The sequence below is a fragment of the Acinetobacter sp. V115_6 genome, assembly GCF_031799025.1.
Taxonomy (GTDB): domain Bacteria; phylum Pseudomonadota; class Gammaproteobacteria; order Pseudomonadales; family Moraxellaceae; genus Acinetobacter; species Acinetobacter pittii.
On the sequence record NZ_JAVQNO010000021.1, the window covers coordinates 252,763 to 270,101 of the forward strand.

The 17,339-nt window shown below is 39.2% G+C and carries 11 protein-coding genes and 1 tRNA gene; 7 read left to right on the top strand and 5 right to left on the bottom strand.

Annotation, left to right across the window (positions count from 1 at the left end):
- The first annotated feature begins 14 nt into the window (after positions 1-14).
- The 6 genes from RMA94_RS09615 to RMA94_RS09640 all read left to right on the top strand — a co-directional run bounded on the left by RMA94_RS09615 (position 15) and on the right by RMA94_RS09640 (position 10,178).
- The gene (locus RMA94_RS09615) at positions 15-3,230 is read left to right on the top strand and encodes a LysM peptidoglycan-binding domain-containing protein (RefSeq protein WP_017387171.1); all 3,216 of its coding nucleotides are present in this window, start codon (positions 15-17) and stop codon (positions 3,228-3,230) included.
- A 15-nt stretch (positions 3,231-3,245) separates the two neighbouring features.
- Positions 3,246-5,081, top strand: coding sequence for an extracellular solute-binding protein (locus RMA94_RS09620; protein WP_311082689.1), 1,836 nt, complete (start codon positions 3,246-3,248; stop codon positions 5,079-5,081).
- A gap of 31 nt (positions 5,082-5,112) precedes the next feature.
- Entirely contained in the window at positions 5,113-6,165 is a 1,053-nt protein-coding gene (locus RMA94_RS09625; RefSeq protein ID WP_199984630.1) for a microcin C ABC transporter permease YejB, read from the top strand.
- A complete protein-coding gene (locus RMA94_RS09630; protein WP_311082690.1) occupies positions 6,165-7,175 on the top strand; it encodes an ABC transporter permease in 1,011 nt (336 codons plus the stop codon). The genes RMA94_RS09625 and RMA94_RS09630 overlap by 1 nt, the downstream gene beginning before the upstream one ends.
- On the top strand, positions 7,153-8,745 hold the full coding sequence (locus RMA94_RS09635) for a dipeptide ABC transporter ATP-binding protein (protein WP_311082691.1): 1,593 nt from the start codon (positions 7,153-7,155) through the stop codon (positions 8,743-8,745). The genes RMA94_RS09630 and RMA94_RS09635 overlap by 23 nt, the downstream gene beginning before the upstream one ends.
- Before the next feature lie 188 nt (positions 8,746-8,933).
- Entirely contained in the window at positions 8,934-10,178 is a 1,245-nt protein-coding gene (locus RMA94_RS09640; protein WP_311080520.1) for an NADH:flavin oxidoreductase/NADH oxidase family protein, read from the top strand.
- 41 nt (positions 10,179-10,219) lie between these two features.
- Here the strand turns inward: RMA94_RS09640 and RMA94_RS09645 are convergent, their stop codons facing one another.
- The 4 genes from RMA94_RS09645 to pyrC all read right to left on the bottom strand — a co-directional run bounded on the left by RMA94_RS09645 (position 10,220) and on the right by pyrC (position 14,285).
- The gene (locus tag RMA94_RS09645; protein ID WP_311082692.1) at positions 10,220-12,334 is read right to left on the bottom strand and encodes a TonB-dependent receptor; all 2,115 of its coding nucleotides are present in this window, start codon (positions 12,332-12,334) and stop codon (positions 10,220-10,222) included.
- A 175-nt stretch (positions 12,335-12,509) separates the two neighbouring features.
- Positions 12,510-12,585: transfer RNA gene (locus tag RMA94_RS09650), tRNA-Glu, on the bottom strand.
- Between the two features lie 18 nt (positions 12,586-12,603).
- Complete coding sequence (rnt, locus tag RMA94_RS09655) at positions 12,604-13,266, bottom strand: ribonuclease T (protein WP_002117536.1); 663 nt, start codon at positions 13,264-13,266, stop codon at positions 12,604-12,606.
- Positions 13,251-14,285: a dihydroorotase gene (pyrC, locus tag RMA94_RS09660; protein WP_311082693.1), complete on the bottom strand. Its 1,035-nt coding sequence runs from the start codon at positions 14,283-14,285 to the stop codon at positions 13,251-13,253. Before pyrC ends, rnt begins: the two co-directional genes overlap by 16 nt.
- A gap of 149 nt (positions 14,286-14,434) precedes the next feature.
- Here pyrC and RMA94_RS09665 point away from each other — a divergent pair, with 149 nt between their 5' ends.
- The gene (locus tag RMA94_RS09665) at positions 14,435-15,697 is read left to right on the top strand and encodes a diguanylate cyclase (RefSeq protein ID WP_069036846.1); all 1,263 of its coding nucleotides are present in this window, start codon (positions 14,435-14,437) and stop codon (positions 15,695-15,697) included.
- 61 nt (positions 15,698-15,758) lie between these two features.
- Here the strand turns inward: RMA94_RS09665 and argG are convergent, their stop codons facing one another.
- Positions 15,759-17,117, bottom strand: a complete 1,359-nt coding sequence (gene argG, locus RMA94_RS09670; RefSeq protein ID WP_014206117.1) for an argininosuccinate synthase — start codon at positions 17,115-17,117, stop codon at positions 15,759-15,761.
- Positions 17,118-17,339: the final 222 nt, after the last annotated feature.

The following is a 17,339-nucleotide window of genomic DNA, read 5'->3' on the forward strand; positions in this document are numbered from 1 at the left end:
GTTTGGAAATTTTTATGTATAAACCAACCACATTTGTGTGGCAGCCATCTGCAGCATCATTGTTTAAAATTACCGTACTTAGCTCTGCGTTAGCTGCGTTGGGTATTACAACAGGCTGTTCATCGACTCCGCAATCTGCAAAAACCTCAAAATCGAAACAGGTCAGTGGTGCAGGTTATTTAGATGCGAGTAGTCTTGATTCATTGGAAGACTTACTTTCAGCAACTGATATGCGTGCTGTAGAGGGTGACCGTCTGCTTATTTTAAAGCATGGTGATGTCTGGAAACGTATGTCTGTTGGTTTTAAAATGGATTTGAACCATTGGGATTCACGTATTGAAGCTCAGCGTAGTTGGTTTATTTCTCGTCAGCCTTATCTTGATCGTTTAAGTGCCCGTGCAAGTCGTTATTTGTACCATACAGTTAAAGAAGCTGAACGCCGTGGTTTGCCGACAGAACTTGCACTCTTACCTGTAATTGAAAGTTCATATGACCCAGCTGCAACAAGTAGCGCAGCCGCAGCAGGTTTATGGCAGTTTATTCCGAGTACTGGCCGTATTTATGGCTTAAAGCAAACAGGCATGTATGATGGTCGTCGAGATGTTGTTGAATCGACTCGTGCTGCCTATGAGTTTTTAGGAAGCTTATATAACCAATTCGGTTCTTGGGAACTTGCTTTAGCAGCCTATAACGCTGGACCGGGACGTATTCAACAAGCAATTAACCGAAATCAGGCAGCAGGTTTACCTACTGATTATTGGTCTTTAAAATTACCTCAAGAAACCATGAACTATGTTCCGCGTTTCTTGGCCGTTGCTCAAATTATTAAAAATCCAAAAGCTTACGGTATTTCTTTACCACCAATTGCAAATAGACCCCATTTCCGTGAAGTGACTTTATCTGCACCTTTATCTTTAAATGAAATTGCTTCTGTAGCTGGATTAAGTCGTTCGGAACTCTATGCATTAAACCCGGGATATCGTGGTGAAATGGTAGACCCTGCAAGTCCAATGCGTATCTTGATTCCGGCGGATTTAAGTCCTTCAATTGATAATAAATTAAAAGGTATGAAGTCTGGTGGTGGTTCAGGTTGGTGGGCAAATGTGACCTCACCATCTAAGCCAGATGTAAGTGCGTCAACATCTGTGACAATTAAAACCACGCCTGCAAATCAGGTTCAACCGGTTAAACCGTCTACACCTACTAAAACAACGAGTAGCTCTACCACGGTAAAAACTTCAACTCCACGTGGGTCTGATGCTTTAGCCGCGTTTGCAGCTTCGGCTGATGTACCAAGTGCTCCACGTATTCCTGTTGCTGTGACACCTGCGGCAAATATTAAGCAAGTGAAGACAGAGCCACCAATCTCGGCTGCAGAACGTGAAAAGATTTTAGCGGCAGTTCGAGCTGAAGGTGAGAAAGAAACAGTTCAACAAGCTTTAGAGCCACAACCAACGCAGGCTGAAAAAGATCAAGTAGTTGCCGAGTTAAAAGCTATTGCACCACAAGGAACAGAAATTGTTGATCCTTATGATGGCAAAATTAAATTAACTGCGATTCAAACAAGTCAGTCAGTTGCAGAGCAACAAGGTAAAGAAGTAAGTAAAGGTTTTGCATATCCAAAAACTTTAGCTGAAGATGTGACTGTAGCTAACTCTGAAGATGGGCAGCGTAATAAAGACAAGCCTTACATTAAAACTGACACAGATGTAGTGGTTGTGCAGCCTAAAGGCAAACGTAGTACCTATACAGTTTTACCGGGTGATACTTTAGCCGTTATTGCGATGAAAAACGGCGTAAACTGGCGCGATGTTGCTAAGTGGAACCAGATTGATCCTGAGAAGACGTTATATGTTGGTTCAACGCTTTACCTTTATGATGCTAAGCCACAAGAAACTCAAACGACTTCAAAAAGCACAGCTAAACCAGATGTATATGTCGTTCAGGCTAACGATAGCTTAAGCGGTGTGGCTAACCAGTTTAATTTGTCAGTAAGACAATTGGCTGAATATAACGATTTATCAGTGACTGATGGCTTATTTGTTGGGCAAAAACTACAGTTAAAAGAACCAAAGAATAGTCGCTCAAGTGCTAAAGCAGAACCGAAAGCAGTTCAGGCAAGTGCAAAACGTATAGCAACTAAGAGCTATACTGTGAAGCGCGGTGAATACCTTAAATTGATTGCAGATCGTTATGCGCTCTCTAATCAGGAACTTGCTGAATTAACACCGGGATTAACTGCGGGCAGTAACTTAATGGTAGGCCAAAAAATTAATGTGCCTACACAAGATATTTCTGTAGATGAAGTTGCTGAAACTAAGGCTTCTAGTAAATCTGAGAAAGCATCAGCAAGTGTTTCTTATAAAACAGAAGGCTATAAAGTACAACGTGGTGATACTTTATCGAGTATTGCAACTAAATCAAAAATTAGCCTAGCTGAGTTAGCCGAGTTAAATAACTTAAAAGCAAATAGCCATGTACAGCTTGGTCAAACTTTAAAAGTACCGGCAGGCTTAAGTGTTCCAGAACAATACGTTGTACAGTCTGGCGATAGTTTAAATGCGATTGCGAGTAAATATAATTTGCAAACAAGCTATTTGGCTGACCTAAACGGTTTGTCTCGTACTGCTGGTTTGCGTGCTGGTCAACGCTTAAAACTAACAGGTACGGTTGAAGAAGTGCCAACTAAATCTTCTAAAAATACTAAAGAAGAAACACCAGAAACTTATACAGTTAAATCGGGTGATAGCTTAGGTAATATCGCTAATCGCTACCACTTACAGCTGGACTACCTTGCTTCATTAAATGGTCTTTCACGCAACAGTAGCGTTCGTGTGGGGCAGCGTTTAAAGCTAACGGGTGATGTACCTACAGTTGAAACAGCTAAAGCAGATACTAAGTCTTCAACTAAAACGGTTGCCGCTGGTAAAAATACTGAAAGATATACGGTTAAATCTGGTGAGTCTTTAAATAGTATTGCGAGCCGTGCTGGTATTTCAGTGCGTGAACTGGCTGAAATGAATGCATTAAAAGCAAATGCTAACTTACAGCGCGGTCAGAATATTGTGATTCCAAAAACTGTCGTGGAATACAAAGTGAAGCGTGGTGATACCTTAATCGGTCTTGCGAGTAAATATGGTTTAGAAACCAATTTATTGGCTGAGCTGAATAATTTAACGCCTTCTACTCAGCTTCGCATTGGTGATGTGATTAAAGTGCCTAATTTGTAAAATAATTAGCCACTTATGCATAAATTAAATTTTCAACTGAGCCTGCTAGTCGGGCTCAGTGTCATTTCCCATAGTGTTTTTTCTGCACAGCAAACCACTTCATATATAGCGATTCATTCTAAGCCTAAGTATTTAGAAATGATGGCTATGCCATATGCAAACCCTAATGCACCTAAAGGTGGCCTATTAAGTCAGGCAGCTCAAGGAACTTTTGATAACCTTAATAGTATGAATGGGAAGGGGAGTGCTACAGAAGGCGTTAATTATCTTTTTGATACTTTAATGACCCAATCACTTGATGAGGTCGGGGTTTTATATCCGCTTTTGGCACAGAAAGTGAGTTTTGACCCAGAAAAAACGCAATCAGTGACTTTCTATTTAAACCCTAAGGCGCGTTTTAGTAATGGACAGCCGGTCACTGCGGTGGATGTTAAATTTAGTTTTGATGCTTATCAGACGAAGTCCAATTTAGGTTTGCAAATGTACCTTGCTGATTTAGCAAAAACAGAAGTAATCAATGCTCATCAAGTAAAGTTTAGTTTTAAGTCTACACATAACCCTAAAATGCCATTCATTTTGGCAACCTTACCCATTTATTCAAAAGCAGATTGGCAAAAAAGAGATTTTAGCCGCATTACTTTACAACCGATTATTGGTTCGGGACCGTATGTAGTTGAACGAATCGATCCGGGTAGAAGCATTAGTTATAAACGAAACCCGAATTATTGGGCAAAAGATTTACCTATTAATAAGGGACGTTATAACTTTGACCGATTAAAATATGTCTATTATCGAAATTGGGATATTGCTTTTGAAGGATTTAAATCTGGGCAATACACTTTGCATGAAGAAACTAACCCAAAAAAATGGGTAACAGATTACCGTTTTCCAGCCGTAAAAGCAGGGTTGGTTACTCAATATAAGTTTCGTCATCATAATCCTATCGCCACTGAAAGCTATGTTTTTAATACGCGACGAAAACCTTTAAATGATATTCGTTTTAGACAAGCTTTAACCTATGCTTATGACTTTGAATGGCAGAATAAAGCTTTGTTTTATGGACAATATCAGCGCCTACAAAGTTATTTTGAAAATAGTGAATTAGCAGCAACAGGCCGACCTTCAAAAACTGAATTAGAGTTGTTAAAGCCGTTATTGCCTAAGTTATCTCCAATCATGCAGCAAGGTGTTTTAGCAAATTGGAAATACCCCGTGTCTGATGCGAGTGGTTTCAATCGTCAGAATTTATTAACTGCGCGCCAATTGCTTATACAAGCTGGCTATAAAGTTAAAGAAGGGCAGCTCTTTACCCCTGAGGGCAAGAAAGTTCAGCTTGAGTTTTTAATTCAGCAAGATGGTAAACAACGAACACTTTTACCTTTTATTCGTAACTTAAAAAAGTTAGGTATTGCAGTTAATTTGCGTCAGGTTGATGCTCCGCAATATTTAGAACGGACTCGTCGTTACGATTTTGATATGACCACAATGAATTTGCCTCAATCTCTCAATCCGGGAAATGAACAGACTCAATTTTGGGGGAGTATCGCCGCAGCTCAGGATGGAAATTACAATTATGCTGGAATTCGCAATCCAGTAATTGATCAAGTGATTTCAAAACTCGTTGCGAGTAAAAATCGTGAACAGCAGGTTATTTATACTCGCATTCTCGATCGATTGCTTAGAGCTGGTTATTATCAAATCCCGACTTATGGTAAAGGTGAAAACTGGTATGCTTATTGGAATATATATCAACAACCTAAAGTTAAACCAACACTTTCTTCTGGGATAGAATATTGGTGGAGTGATGCAAACAAAGCCAAAACAGTTGCCAAATATCTACATCAACAATAAAAAGCACCTGCCATAAAGGAAATCCTGTTATATGGGTTCATATATTCTCAAGCGACTTCTTTTAATGATTCCCACATTATTTGTCATTCTATTGATTAACTTTGTGGTTGTGCAAATTGCACCGGGTGGACCAGTTGAGCAAGCAATACATCAGGCACAAAGCGATTTGGGAATTGGTCGTGCATTAAGTGCAGAAACTTATTATCAAGGTGCTCAAGGTTTAAGCCCTGAAATGGTTGAACAAATTAAGGCACAGTATGGCTTTGATCGTTCTGCACCTGAACGGTTTTTCTTGATGTTAAAAGGCTATTTAACTTTAGATTTCGGACAAAGTTTCTTTAAAGATAAACCTGTTGTGCAATTGTTGTGGGAAAAAATGCCTGTTTCCATTTCACTTGGGCTGGTGAGTACTTTACTCATTTATCTCATTTCTATTCCGCTGGGAATTAAAAAGGCAAAACAGCAGGGCTCTTGGTTTGATCGATCCACTTCTTTAGTGCTTGTGGTGGGGTACGCTGTACCAAGTTTTGTATTTGCGATTTTATTAGTTGTTTTTTTTGCAGGTGGGTCTTATTTCCAATGGTTTCCACTACAAAATTTAGTATCAGATAACTTTCATCAACTCAGTCTCTGGGGCAAAGTTACCGATTATTTATGGCATATGACTTTGCCACTGATTACGATGGTATTAGGCGGTTTTGCCAGTTTAACCTATTTAACTAAATACTCATTTTTAGAAGAACTCAATAAACCCTACGTTTTGGCAGCCTATGCAAAAGGGTTGAACGGTCAACAGGTCTTATATAAGCATGTCTTTCGTAATGCCATTTTAGTTGTGCTCGCAGGATTGCCAGAAGCGTTAGCGGGCATTTTCTTTGTAGGTAACCTGTTTGTAGAAATTATCTTTCATCTAGATGGGGTAGGGTTGTTGGGCTTTGAAGCGATTGTCCAGCGTGACTATCCTGTTATTTTTGGTGTTTTATTTTTCTTTACTCTATTTAGCCTAATTTTACGTCTTATTTGTGATGTGTTGTACCAATGGATTGATCCTCGAATTCACTTTGATGCGCAAGGAGGCAAATAATGTCCTTGATTGTGCGGACACGATTACAGCGTTTTAGACAGCATAAATTGGGCTGGGCAAGCTTTATATTATTTAGTCTGATTTTGGTTTTGTCATTAGCCGCGGAGTTAATTGCTAACGATAAACCGCTGTTAGTGAAGTATGAAGATTCTTTCTATTTACCTGTGTTAAAAGCTTATCCTGAAACTGCGTTTGGTGGGGTGTTTGAAACAGAAGCTGACTATAAAGATCCCGCCGTACAAGCGCTTATTGAAGCTAAAGGATGGGCAGTTTGGCCCCTCATTCAATTTTCATATCAAACTCCCAATTTAGACTTGGCAGTTCCTGTGCCATCACCACCTTCCAAGCAAAACTGGTTGGGAACAGATGATCAAGGAAGGGATGTTCTTGCGCGTATTCTTTATGGCTTAAGAGTATCGTTGCTTTTTGGCTTAGCCTTAACCTTTTGTTCTGCTTTATTTGGAATTACGGTAGGCGCTATTCAAGGCTATTATGGCGGCTGGGTCGATTTATTGGGGCAACGTTTAGTTGAAGTCTGGAATGGCTTACCCATGCTTTTTATGGTCATGATTTTAGTCAGTATGTTTGTTCCAAATGTATATTGGCTATTTTTCATTATGTTGTTTTTCGGCTGGACTGTTTTGGTGGGCATCGTTAGAGCAGAATTTTTGAAAGCTCGCCAGCTTGATTATGTTCGTGCAGCCCAAGTTTTGGGAGTGACTGATCGCGCGATTATTTTTAGGCATATTTTGCCAAATGCGATCAGTTCGAGTTTGTCTCAGTTACCTTTTATTTTAACAACTAATATTAGCGCTTTAACTGCTCTTGATTTTTTAGGATATGGACTGCCACCTGATGCTGCCTCTTTAGGTGAATTATTGCTTCAAGGTAAAAATAATTTAGATGCGCCATGGCTAGCAATTTCAGGCTTTTTTAGTCTAGCGATTGTTCTTTCACTTTTAATCTATATTGGGGAGGCGGCTCGCGATGCTTTTGACCCAAGAAAATAATTTAAATCCCACTTCAACATTATTAAAAGTAGAGCATCTTTCGGTTCAAACCAAAAATCAAAGAGTTTTATTAGATGACCTGAATTTTTACTTAAGTGAAGGGGAAACACTGGCTGTTGTGGGCGAAAGTGGTTCAGGTAAATCGATGAGCTGCTTAGCAATAATGGGGTTGCTACAAGATAAATTAGAAATAACGGGACAGGTCTGGATTGGTCCACAAAATATGCTTGAGCTAGATGAAAGAGCTCAATCAAATTTACGTAGTCGACAAATCGCTATGATTTTTCAAGAGCCTGCTGCTGCATTAAATCCGCTCCATCGGGTTGAAAAAATTATAGGGGAAAATCTTCTTTTATCTGGTTTTTCAAAACTTGAAGTTCGACAGCAAATAGTTGAATTACTAAAAGATGTTGGAATTGTTGAACCAGAACAAATATTAAAACGTTATCCTCATGAGCTTTCTGGTGGGCAAAGACAACGTGTCATGATCGCGATGACATTGGCGCTTCGGCCTAAAATTTTGATTGCTGATGAACCTACTACTGCGTTGGATGTGGTTTTACAGATACAGATTTTAGAGCTATTAAAATCTTTGCAAGCAAAATATGGAATGGCACTTATTTTAATTAGCCATGACCTCAATTTAGTGCACCGCTATGCTGAGAAACTTATTGTATTGCAAAGAGGGCGTGTAGTAGAGCAAGGTGAACTGAGCCAAATCTTTGCAAATCCTAAAACAAGTTATACAGCAGAATTATTAGATCATGATTTTGGAAAAGTAGAATTTAGACCGGCTCAACAGAATGTTTTATCAGTTCGACAGCTCAGCGTGCAGTTTCCTATAAGAAAAGGAATTTTAAATCGCATTCAAGGGTATTTCACCGCAATAGAAGATTTGAGTTTTGATCTTGCTCAAGGTGAATCGCTTGGGGTAGTTGGTGAAAGTGGTGCTGGTAAGTCATCTTTAGCCCTCGCTTTGGTCCGACTTATTAAAAGTGAAGGGCAGATTGTTTTTTTAGGGCAAGATTTGAATCAGCTACAGCTCAAAGCCCTACGTTTGATGAGATCAGATTTTCAACTTGTATTCCAAGACCCAGTTGGAAGTTTAAACTCGCGTATGACAGTAGGGCAGATTATTGCTGAAGGATTGAAAGTGAAAGCAGTAGCTGATAACGAGATCAAAAAGCAAGTAGAATCTGTATTGGTAAAAGTTGAATTGGCTGAAGATTTTCAACATCGTTACCCTCATGAACTTTCAGGCGGACAACGTCAACGTGTCGCCTTAGCCAGAGCTTTAGTGGTTCGGCCTAAACTTTTAATTCTGGATGAACCTACGTCGGCCTTAGATAGGACCACGCAAAAAGCCATGATCAAGCTGTTGAGACAATTACAGCAAACTGAGCAGTTAAATTATATTTTCATTAGTCATGATCTCAATATAGTAAAAGCACTATGCCATAAAGTGATGGTATTACGTCATGCAAAAGTTGTTGAATATCAGGAAACTGAACTCTTATTTTCTAAGCCTAACAGTGAATATACGAAACAGTTAATTAAAGCATCCTTTTAAAGATATTTATTAATTGATTGTTTTATATAAATAAATTTTGGTTAAACTTCTAATGCAAAAAGTTGCATATTTTTATATTTTTTAAAATTGACATGTGCTATTGTCAGTTATCGATTATGACTTGACATGCCCAATAACTCATTTAAATTAGAGTAATTGCTCTAAAATTCAAAGAACAGAGGTTAACCATGAACCAGATTGCTGAACCCATCACAATTCGCAATACCACCTTTAAAAACCGAATTATTAAAGGTGCAATGAGTGAGGCACTTGCAAATTATGAAGGCCAACCAAATGACTTACATTTGGGTTTATATGGTGCATGGGCAAAAGGTGAGCTTGGCTGTGCCATTACTGGCAACGTCATGGTAAATGCCGGCGCAAAAAATGAACCAGGTGTTGTTGTTATTGAAACTGAACGCGACCTAGAGCGCTTAAAAGAATGGGCGGCATTAGGTAAAAAATATGGCATGGTTCAGTTGATTCAATTATCGCATCCAGGTCGTCAGTGTCCAAAAGGTTTAAATAAAGAAACTGTAGCGCCTTCAGCCGTACCTTTTAGCCCAGCTTTAGCAACCATGTTTGGAACGCCACGTGAACTTACTCATGACGAAATTCTAGATATTATTAAACGTTTTGCGACAGCAGCTCACATTTGTGAAAAAGCAGGTTTTGAGGGAGTACAATTACATGGCGCACATGGTTATTTAATTAGCCAGTTTTTATCGCCATTAACCAATAAGCGTACAGATCAGTGGGGCGGTTCAGTTGAGAATCGTACTCGTTTTTTACTAGAAGTTTATAAAGCGGTACGTGAGGCAACTTCAGATAATTTTATCATTTCAGTGAAGCTTAACTCGGCTGATTTCCAGCGTGGTGGTATTAGCGAAGAAGACGTTATTTCAGTGTTTAAAGCAGTGGATGAAGCTGGTATCGATTTAATTGAAATTTCAGGCGGTACTTACGAGGCACCAGCAATGGCTGGAGCTAAGGCCGACAAACGTAAAGCAAGTACGATTGCGCGCGAAGCATACTTTTTAGATTTTGCAGAGAAAATCCGCCAGCATGTTAATTGTAAACTCATGGTGACAGGCGGTTTCCGTACTGTAGAAGGCATGAATGCCGCACTTGAAAGTGGTGCATGTGACTTTATTGGTATTGCTCGTCCATTTGCAGTTGAAACCGATTTAACAGAACGTTTAATTGCAGGGCAAGATGTTCGCTATGCTGTAAAACCGATTAAAACAGGCTTACCATTTGTCGATAAGATGGCAATTATGGAAATTATTTGGTATGCCGCTCAGTTTAAAACGATTGGCAAGGGTAAAAAGCCAAATCCAAAACTTTCACCACTGGTAGTGTTTTTAAATTACGCCAAAGGCAATATTAAAGCGGTGATTCAAGGACAAGTTAATTCACGTAAGTCTGCATAAATCTGATGCGCCATTTCAATAACTGAAATGGCGTATTTGTTTTAGAACGTATAGCTCATACCTAATTGAACAGTACGTGATTCACCCGGATATGCATATAGATTGAAAGCGCTTTCATCATAAACTTTGTCAAAAAGATTTTTCAGATCTAAGTTAATACGAAGTTTTGGTGTTGCCTGATAATAAGAAACCAAATCTGTAACTGCATAACCTTTCATTGTATAAGTACTATTAGCTGTTTGACCTGCACGCTTATCAATATATTTTTGATTAATGCCTAGACCTAAGCCTTGTAAAGGACCATCTTGAAATTCATAGATATTTAACAGATTAAAACTATTCTTTGGAATATTGGCTAAAGCGGTTCCTTTTTTCAAAGTATTGTCTTTGCTGACTTCTGCATCTGTATAGGCATATCCACCAATAATTTTCCAAGCTGGAGTGATTTGCCCTGCAACATTTAGCTCAATACCTTGGCTACGAACTTCACCAGCAGCAACTTTATAGGCTGAATCTACAGGATCGAGAGTTAAGACATTTTCTTTTTTTGCATAAAAAATCGCAGAGTCAACCGATAGCATATTGTCGAGTGCTTGCCATTTAAAGCCTAACTCGTAAGCCATGCCTTCCTCTGGGTCAAATCCCTCTCCATTACGGCTAGCACCAGTGTTAGGTCTAAAAGATTTTGCAGCATTGCTATAGATTGAAAGGTCATCACGCGCTTTAAAAACCAAACCTAAACGCGGAATAAATGCATCATGACTGGTATTCCAGTTTGCAGTATTCGGTAATAGATTTTTGTAATCATGTTCGTAGTGCTCAAAACGCAAACTCAGCAGTGAACTTAAACGCTCATTTAAATCGATTTGGTCTTGTACAAAAAGGGCTGTTGTTTTTAAATTTTCGCGGTCATGGGTCGTAATGTTTTTAAGCTCAGGTAGAGGTTGACCTAAAACTGGATTATAGATATTGATCGGGTAGTTATTTGACTTAGCATCTGAACGAATAATATATGACTTATAATCATAGTTTTCGTATTCAAGCCCAGTCACTAAAGTATGAGCTAGACCTAAAAGTTGGAAATTACCTGTTAGATTAATTTGGGCATCGGTATCTTGCCATTTTAATTCGCGATAGTTGTAATTTCGGTTTAAAGTTTCACCGTCATCTTGAATGCCATTTGCCTCTACTGCATAGCCATGCAATTTGCCATTTAAATACTGCACACCAGCATTTAGCTTCCAGTCATTCCCAAGGTCGTGCTCGACTCGTAATTGCGTCATATTGTTATCATTGTAGAGTCGGTTGTTGTATTTACCTGTTTCCCATAAATAGGTTTCGGGTGAACTATTAAAAGACTTTTGTGTAGGGTAGCGTGTGTGCCCGCGATCAAGTGGATGTTGATTTCTTAGGATATCGGCTTCAAAAGTAACTTTTGTTGCGTCAGAAGCTTGCCATTGAATGACTGGTGCAATTCCATAACGTTTAGACTCGACATGATCGCGATAACTATCACCACCTTCTGCAATCACATTGAGACGATAACCGATATTTTCTGCATTCTGGATAGTACCTGTTGTGTCTACCGTGGTGCGATATAAACCTTCACTACTGAGCTGAGCACTTAAAGTGGTTTGTTGCGCAGACTTCGGTGTTTTAGAAATTAAGTTAAACGTACCACCTGGGTCACCACGACCATATAAGCTAGAAGAGGGGCCACGTAAAACGTCTACACGTTCAATAGTGTTGCTATCTGGAGCATTTGGATAACCACGATTAATCGGGAATCCATTACGATAAAATTCACCGCTAGTGAAACCACGAAGGTTAAAGCCTGTTAAACCTTGACCTCCAAAATTATTAGCACGAGTCACACCGCCAGCTAAATCAAGCGCTTCGATTAAACGTGTCGCGCCAATATCTTCAATTACTTTTTGAGTCACTACACTGACAGATTGTGGCGTATCTTTTAATGCGACTTCACTACGTGTTGCGCTACTTGAACTATCGACTTTATAAGTTTGGTCAGCAGCTTGTTGGGCTTTAATCTTAATGGTAGCAAGCGTTGTTGATGAACTATTGGTTTCTGCAAAAGCACTTGAAATACAACATAGTTGAGCGATGCTCAGGGAGAGAAGACGAAGCTTAAGATCCATTTAAAACCTTGTTGATAATAAATATCAGTATAAAAATAAGAATTATTATATTGTAAATCTATGTAAAGCAAATACCGGATCCGTGATATATGTGTACAAGTGTATTTTATTAGGAAATACAGAAGATTAGAAATATAAAAAATTAAATAGAAAGGAATTTTATAAGAAGAGAATATGGCGTCCCTACGGGGATTCGAACCCCGGTTACCGCCGTGAAAGGGCGATGTCCTAGGCCTCTAGACGATAGGGACGTTGAGGATGGCGGTATCTTAAGAAGCCGCCACCAAACTGTCAAGGAGGTAAGGTGACAGTTTGTTCAAAATATAGCAAAACAGTTCAGCAGTCTTCTGAGTATCGTACAAAGCAGAGTGTGCTTCTTTACCATCAAACTCAATTCCAGCTTGAATACAGGCTTTAGCAAGCACAGTTTGTCCAAACATAACAGCACTTAAAGTAACCGTATCCATTACTGAAAAACTATGGAATGGGTTTTGGTTTTTTGTGCTTGTACGTGCAATTGCTGCTTGCACAAAACCAAGGTCAAAATGCGCATTGTGGCCCACTAAGACGGCATGTGTACAATGTTGCTGTTTACGGACTTCATTCACCGATTTAAAAATACGGCGTAATGCAGTGCGTTCATCTTCAGCCATTGCAATACGCATTGGATTGAATGGATCAATACCAATAAAGTCTAACGAACGGCGATCGAGATTAGCCCCTTCAAACGGGTTAATATGTGCATGAAATGCTGGACCAGGGACAAATTGTCCCTGAGCATCATACACAATTGGAATGCACGCAATTTCTAGCAATGCATCTGTCTGGGCATTAAAACCTGCCGTTTCAACGTCAACAACAACAGGTAAGAAGCCACGAAAACGTTGGCCAATGACCGGGACAGAGGTTTCTTGTGTCACACTTTTCTCCATTGCAGCGTTTTCCCGGCATGCAGCGGGATAATTTTTTGATCATCTAAATAATCAAAAGATTCTGGAACGAGGTTATCTTCTTTTACCAAAGTAATGGTAGAAGTATTACGTGGTAGCCCGTAGAAGTCTGAACCAAAGTGGCTTGCAAAACCTTCTAAGCGCTCTAATTTACCCACTTGGTCAAATGCTTGAGCATAAAGTTCAATTGCATTAGGCGCACTATAACAGCCCGCACAGCCACACGCATTTTCTTTTGCATTTTGCGAGTGAGGAGCACTATCTGTACCCAAGAAAAATTTAGGGTTACCGCTCGTTGCAACTTCAAGCAAAGTGGTCTGGTGAGTTTGACGCTTTAAAATTGGTAAGCAATAGAAATGCGGTTTAATACCACCAACCAACATATCATTACGGTTAAATAATAAATGCTGAGGCGTGATTGTTGCAGCGACATTGCGATCTTGTTCTAAAACAAAGTGTGCAGCATCGCTTGTTGTGATGTGCTCAAGTACCACTTTAAGTTTTGGAAACTGTTTTAATAACGGTGATAAAACTTCGTCTAAGAAGCGTTTTTCACGGTCAAAAATATCAACGTGGTTATGAGTCACTTCACCATGAAGTAATAACGGAACTTGATGCTCTTCTAGTTGCTCAATGACTGCATAAACTTTACGAATGTCACTTACACCGTTATCAGAGTTGGTGGTTGCACCTGCTGGGTAAAGTTTAATGGCATTTACATGTCCAGATTCTTTAATTTTACGAACTTCATCTGGTGAGGTGAAATCAGTAAAATAAAGCACCATACGTGGGTCAAAGTTAAGACCCTCTGGAACATGAGCAAGAATACGTTCACGGTAAGCCAGTGCTTCTTCCACAGTTTTTACAGGTGGAACAAGGTTTGGCATACAGATCGCACGAGCAAATTGTTTGGCCAAATCAGGTACAGTACGTTTTAATGCTAAACCATCACGTAAATGTGCATGCCAGTCATCTGGCTGGAGCAGGGTAATAGAGTCCAAGGCAGTTCAAACTTCGAAATAAAACAAATGATAATCGATAAAGTGTGAAAATGGTAACGAGAATTACGGACAAATGGCAAAATAAAGCGCCAGAGGCCTTAAAAAATAATGTTATATTTTGTTAATGTGTGAGAGGCAGGAATCAAGTAGTGGCAAATAGGGGAAATGTACATGAATTACTCAAAGCAAAAGAAGAAATAGAATATCTAGTAACTCTACATACCCATCGTTATGCCAATATACCTCTGCCACATCAATTAGAAAAAAAATTCTGGTGTCTAAATCTTGAGCGAACTAAACAGAATATCTCAAAGTTTTTAGCAAGTGGCGTTTTAACCTATCTCATTTTTATATTGCTGGCTCTACCTACGGACTATTTGGTCATAGGGGTGCCTTATATTACTTGGGACTTTATTTACTGTTTACTTAGTGCAATTAATATTGCTTGTGCACTGCTGTTATTTTGGGTTTTTGCAAAGTTTAAAAAACTCACTGAATATTTTTATATCGCTGCATGTGGCATTGTATTTTTGACCATCATTATCAATGCAATGTTGCTCCTTAGCGTAGGAAATGTCGCTCTTAAAAACCAGTCGATGTTACTACTTTCCTTCTTATATATGCTGGGGTTTATTTTAAGCGGAATAAAGCCTCTACATATGCTTTATGTAGGTTTAACAGCAGCCTTTTGTGTTTTTTCCCTACTGATTTTATGGCAAGCCAATTGTGATTTTATTGCTTTGGGAAGAGCGCTGTTTGGAAGTTGTATTTTAGGTTTTTCAATTAGCACGATGCTTACATCTAGAGAAAGAAGCCTCTTTTTAAATAATCAGCTTGCTGAACTTAATGAACAGATTTTACGTATTGAGGCATCTGAATTGCTTCATTTAAGCCAGCAAGATGCACTGACTAATATCTCAAATCGACGTACTTTTGATGAGATGTTCGACTTTTTTTACTATCGTGCAAAGCAAGAAAAGCGTCCATTGGCTGTTTTATTTATTGATATCGATTTTTTTAAAAATTATAACGATTTTTATGGGCACCAAATGGGGGATAAAGTCATCTCATCTATTGCCGCTGCAATTAAAAATTCGATTCGGCATGTTGATTTTGTTGCCCGTTATGGTGGAGAAGAGTTTGTTGTACTTTTACCAAAAACACCAGCTCAAGGCGCCTATGCCGTCGCTGCAAATATTTATAAAGCGATTGAGCGACAAGCGATTCCTCATGCAGCATCTTTAGTTTCTAAGCATGTCACGATTAGTTTAGGTTTTACTGTTTATACAGAAGGTTTTAAAGTAAATCAGGAAAAATTAATTCACGCTGCGGATCAAGCTTTGTATCGTGCTAAGCAACTTGGACGTAACCAGATTTATTATCAACCGTTGGAAGTGACAGAACTTGTTTAAACACAAATATTTGAAATAAAAAAGCCACCTGTGTCGGTGGCCTTTTTATTAAGTAAGAAAATTATTTTTTCTTGCTATCAAGTTGTGGTACAGCAGAACCTTGACCGATTGAAAGCAAACCAGCATCTGTATAGATACCAAGTTTTGCACGTGTATCGGTAATGTCGAGGTTACGCATAGTCAACTGACCAATACGGTCCATTGGCGTAAACATTGAATCGCCTTTTTCCATTGTTAAACGTTCAGCTTCGTACGTTAAGTTTGGAGATTCAGTGTTCATGATGGTGTAGTCATTACCACGACGAAGTTCAAGAGTTACTTCACCAGTAATCGCTTTAGCAACCCAACGCTGTGCAGTTTCACGCAACATAAGCGCTTGAGAGTCGAACCAGCGGCCTTGGTAAAGTAAACGACCTAAACGTAAACCGTTAATGCGGTATTGTTCGATCGTATCTTCGTTATGAATACCAGTAACCAAACGCTCATAAGCAATATGAAGAAGAGCCATACCTGGTGCTTCATAAATACCACGAGATTTTGCTTCGATAATACGGTTTTCGATTTGGTCAGACATACCTAAACCATGACGGCCACCAATACGGTTTGCTTCAAGAATAAGCTCAACCGGATTGTCAAAAGTTTGACCGTTTAATGCAACAGGTACACCTTCTTCAAAACGTACAGTCACTTCTTCTGGAGTAATTTCAACTTCATCTTTCCAGAAAGCAACGCCCATAATTGGGTCAACGATTTTGATACCAGCATTTAGGTATTCAAGATCTTTTGCTTCGTGAGTCGCACCCAACATATTTGAGTCAGTTGAGTACGCTTTTTCTTTTGACATTTTGTAGTCAAAACCGTTGTCGATCAGGAACTGTGACATTTCTGCACGGCCACCGAGCTCATCGATGAAGTTTTGATCTAACCAAGGCTTATAAATTTTAAGATTCGGGTTAGTCAACAAACCATAACGATAGAAACGTTCAATATCGTTACCTTTATAAGTTGAACCGTCACCCCAGATGTTTACGTCATCTTCTTTCATTGCGGTAACTAGCATTGTGCCTGTTACTGCACGACCGAGTGGAGTCGTATTGAAATAAGGAACACCACCTGTACTGATATGGAATGCACCACACTGAATCGCAGCAATACCTTCAAGCGCAAGTTGTAAGCGGCAGTCAATTAAGCGAGCTTTTACAGCGCCGTATTGTTCTGCTTTCTTTGGAATTGCATCGTAGTCATCTTCATCAGGCTGACCTAAGTTTGCAGTATATGCATAAGGTTCTGCGCCTTTTTGTTTCATCCACAATAAGGCAGCTGAAGTGTCTAGGCCTCCGGAGAAGGCAATCCCAACTTTTTTGCCTACTGGTACATGCTGCAAGATAGTTGCATTATCAGTCATTGCTAATCCTAACATTTATGAAAAAGACCCCATATAGGCGGTCTTGAGAATTCTGAATGGCGGCTATTGTAGCACTATTCATGGTGCTTTTTTTCGCAAAAAAAGCATTAATTCACTTGTTCTGATTTGAAGTTTTAATTTGATAAAAAATATAAGGCTATTTATAGAATAAGAAGAAGTGAATGAAGTATTGTTCTTTAATAAATGGATTGACCATAAGCTCCGATAAATTTCTTT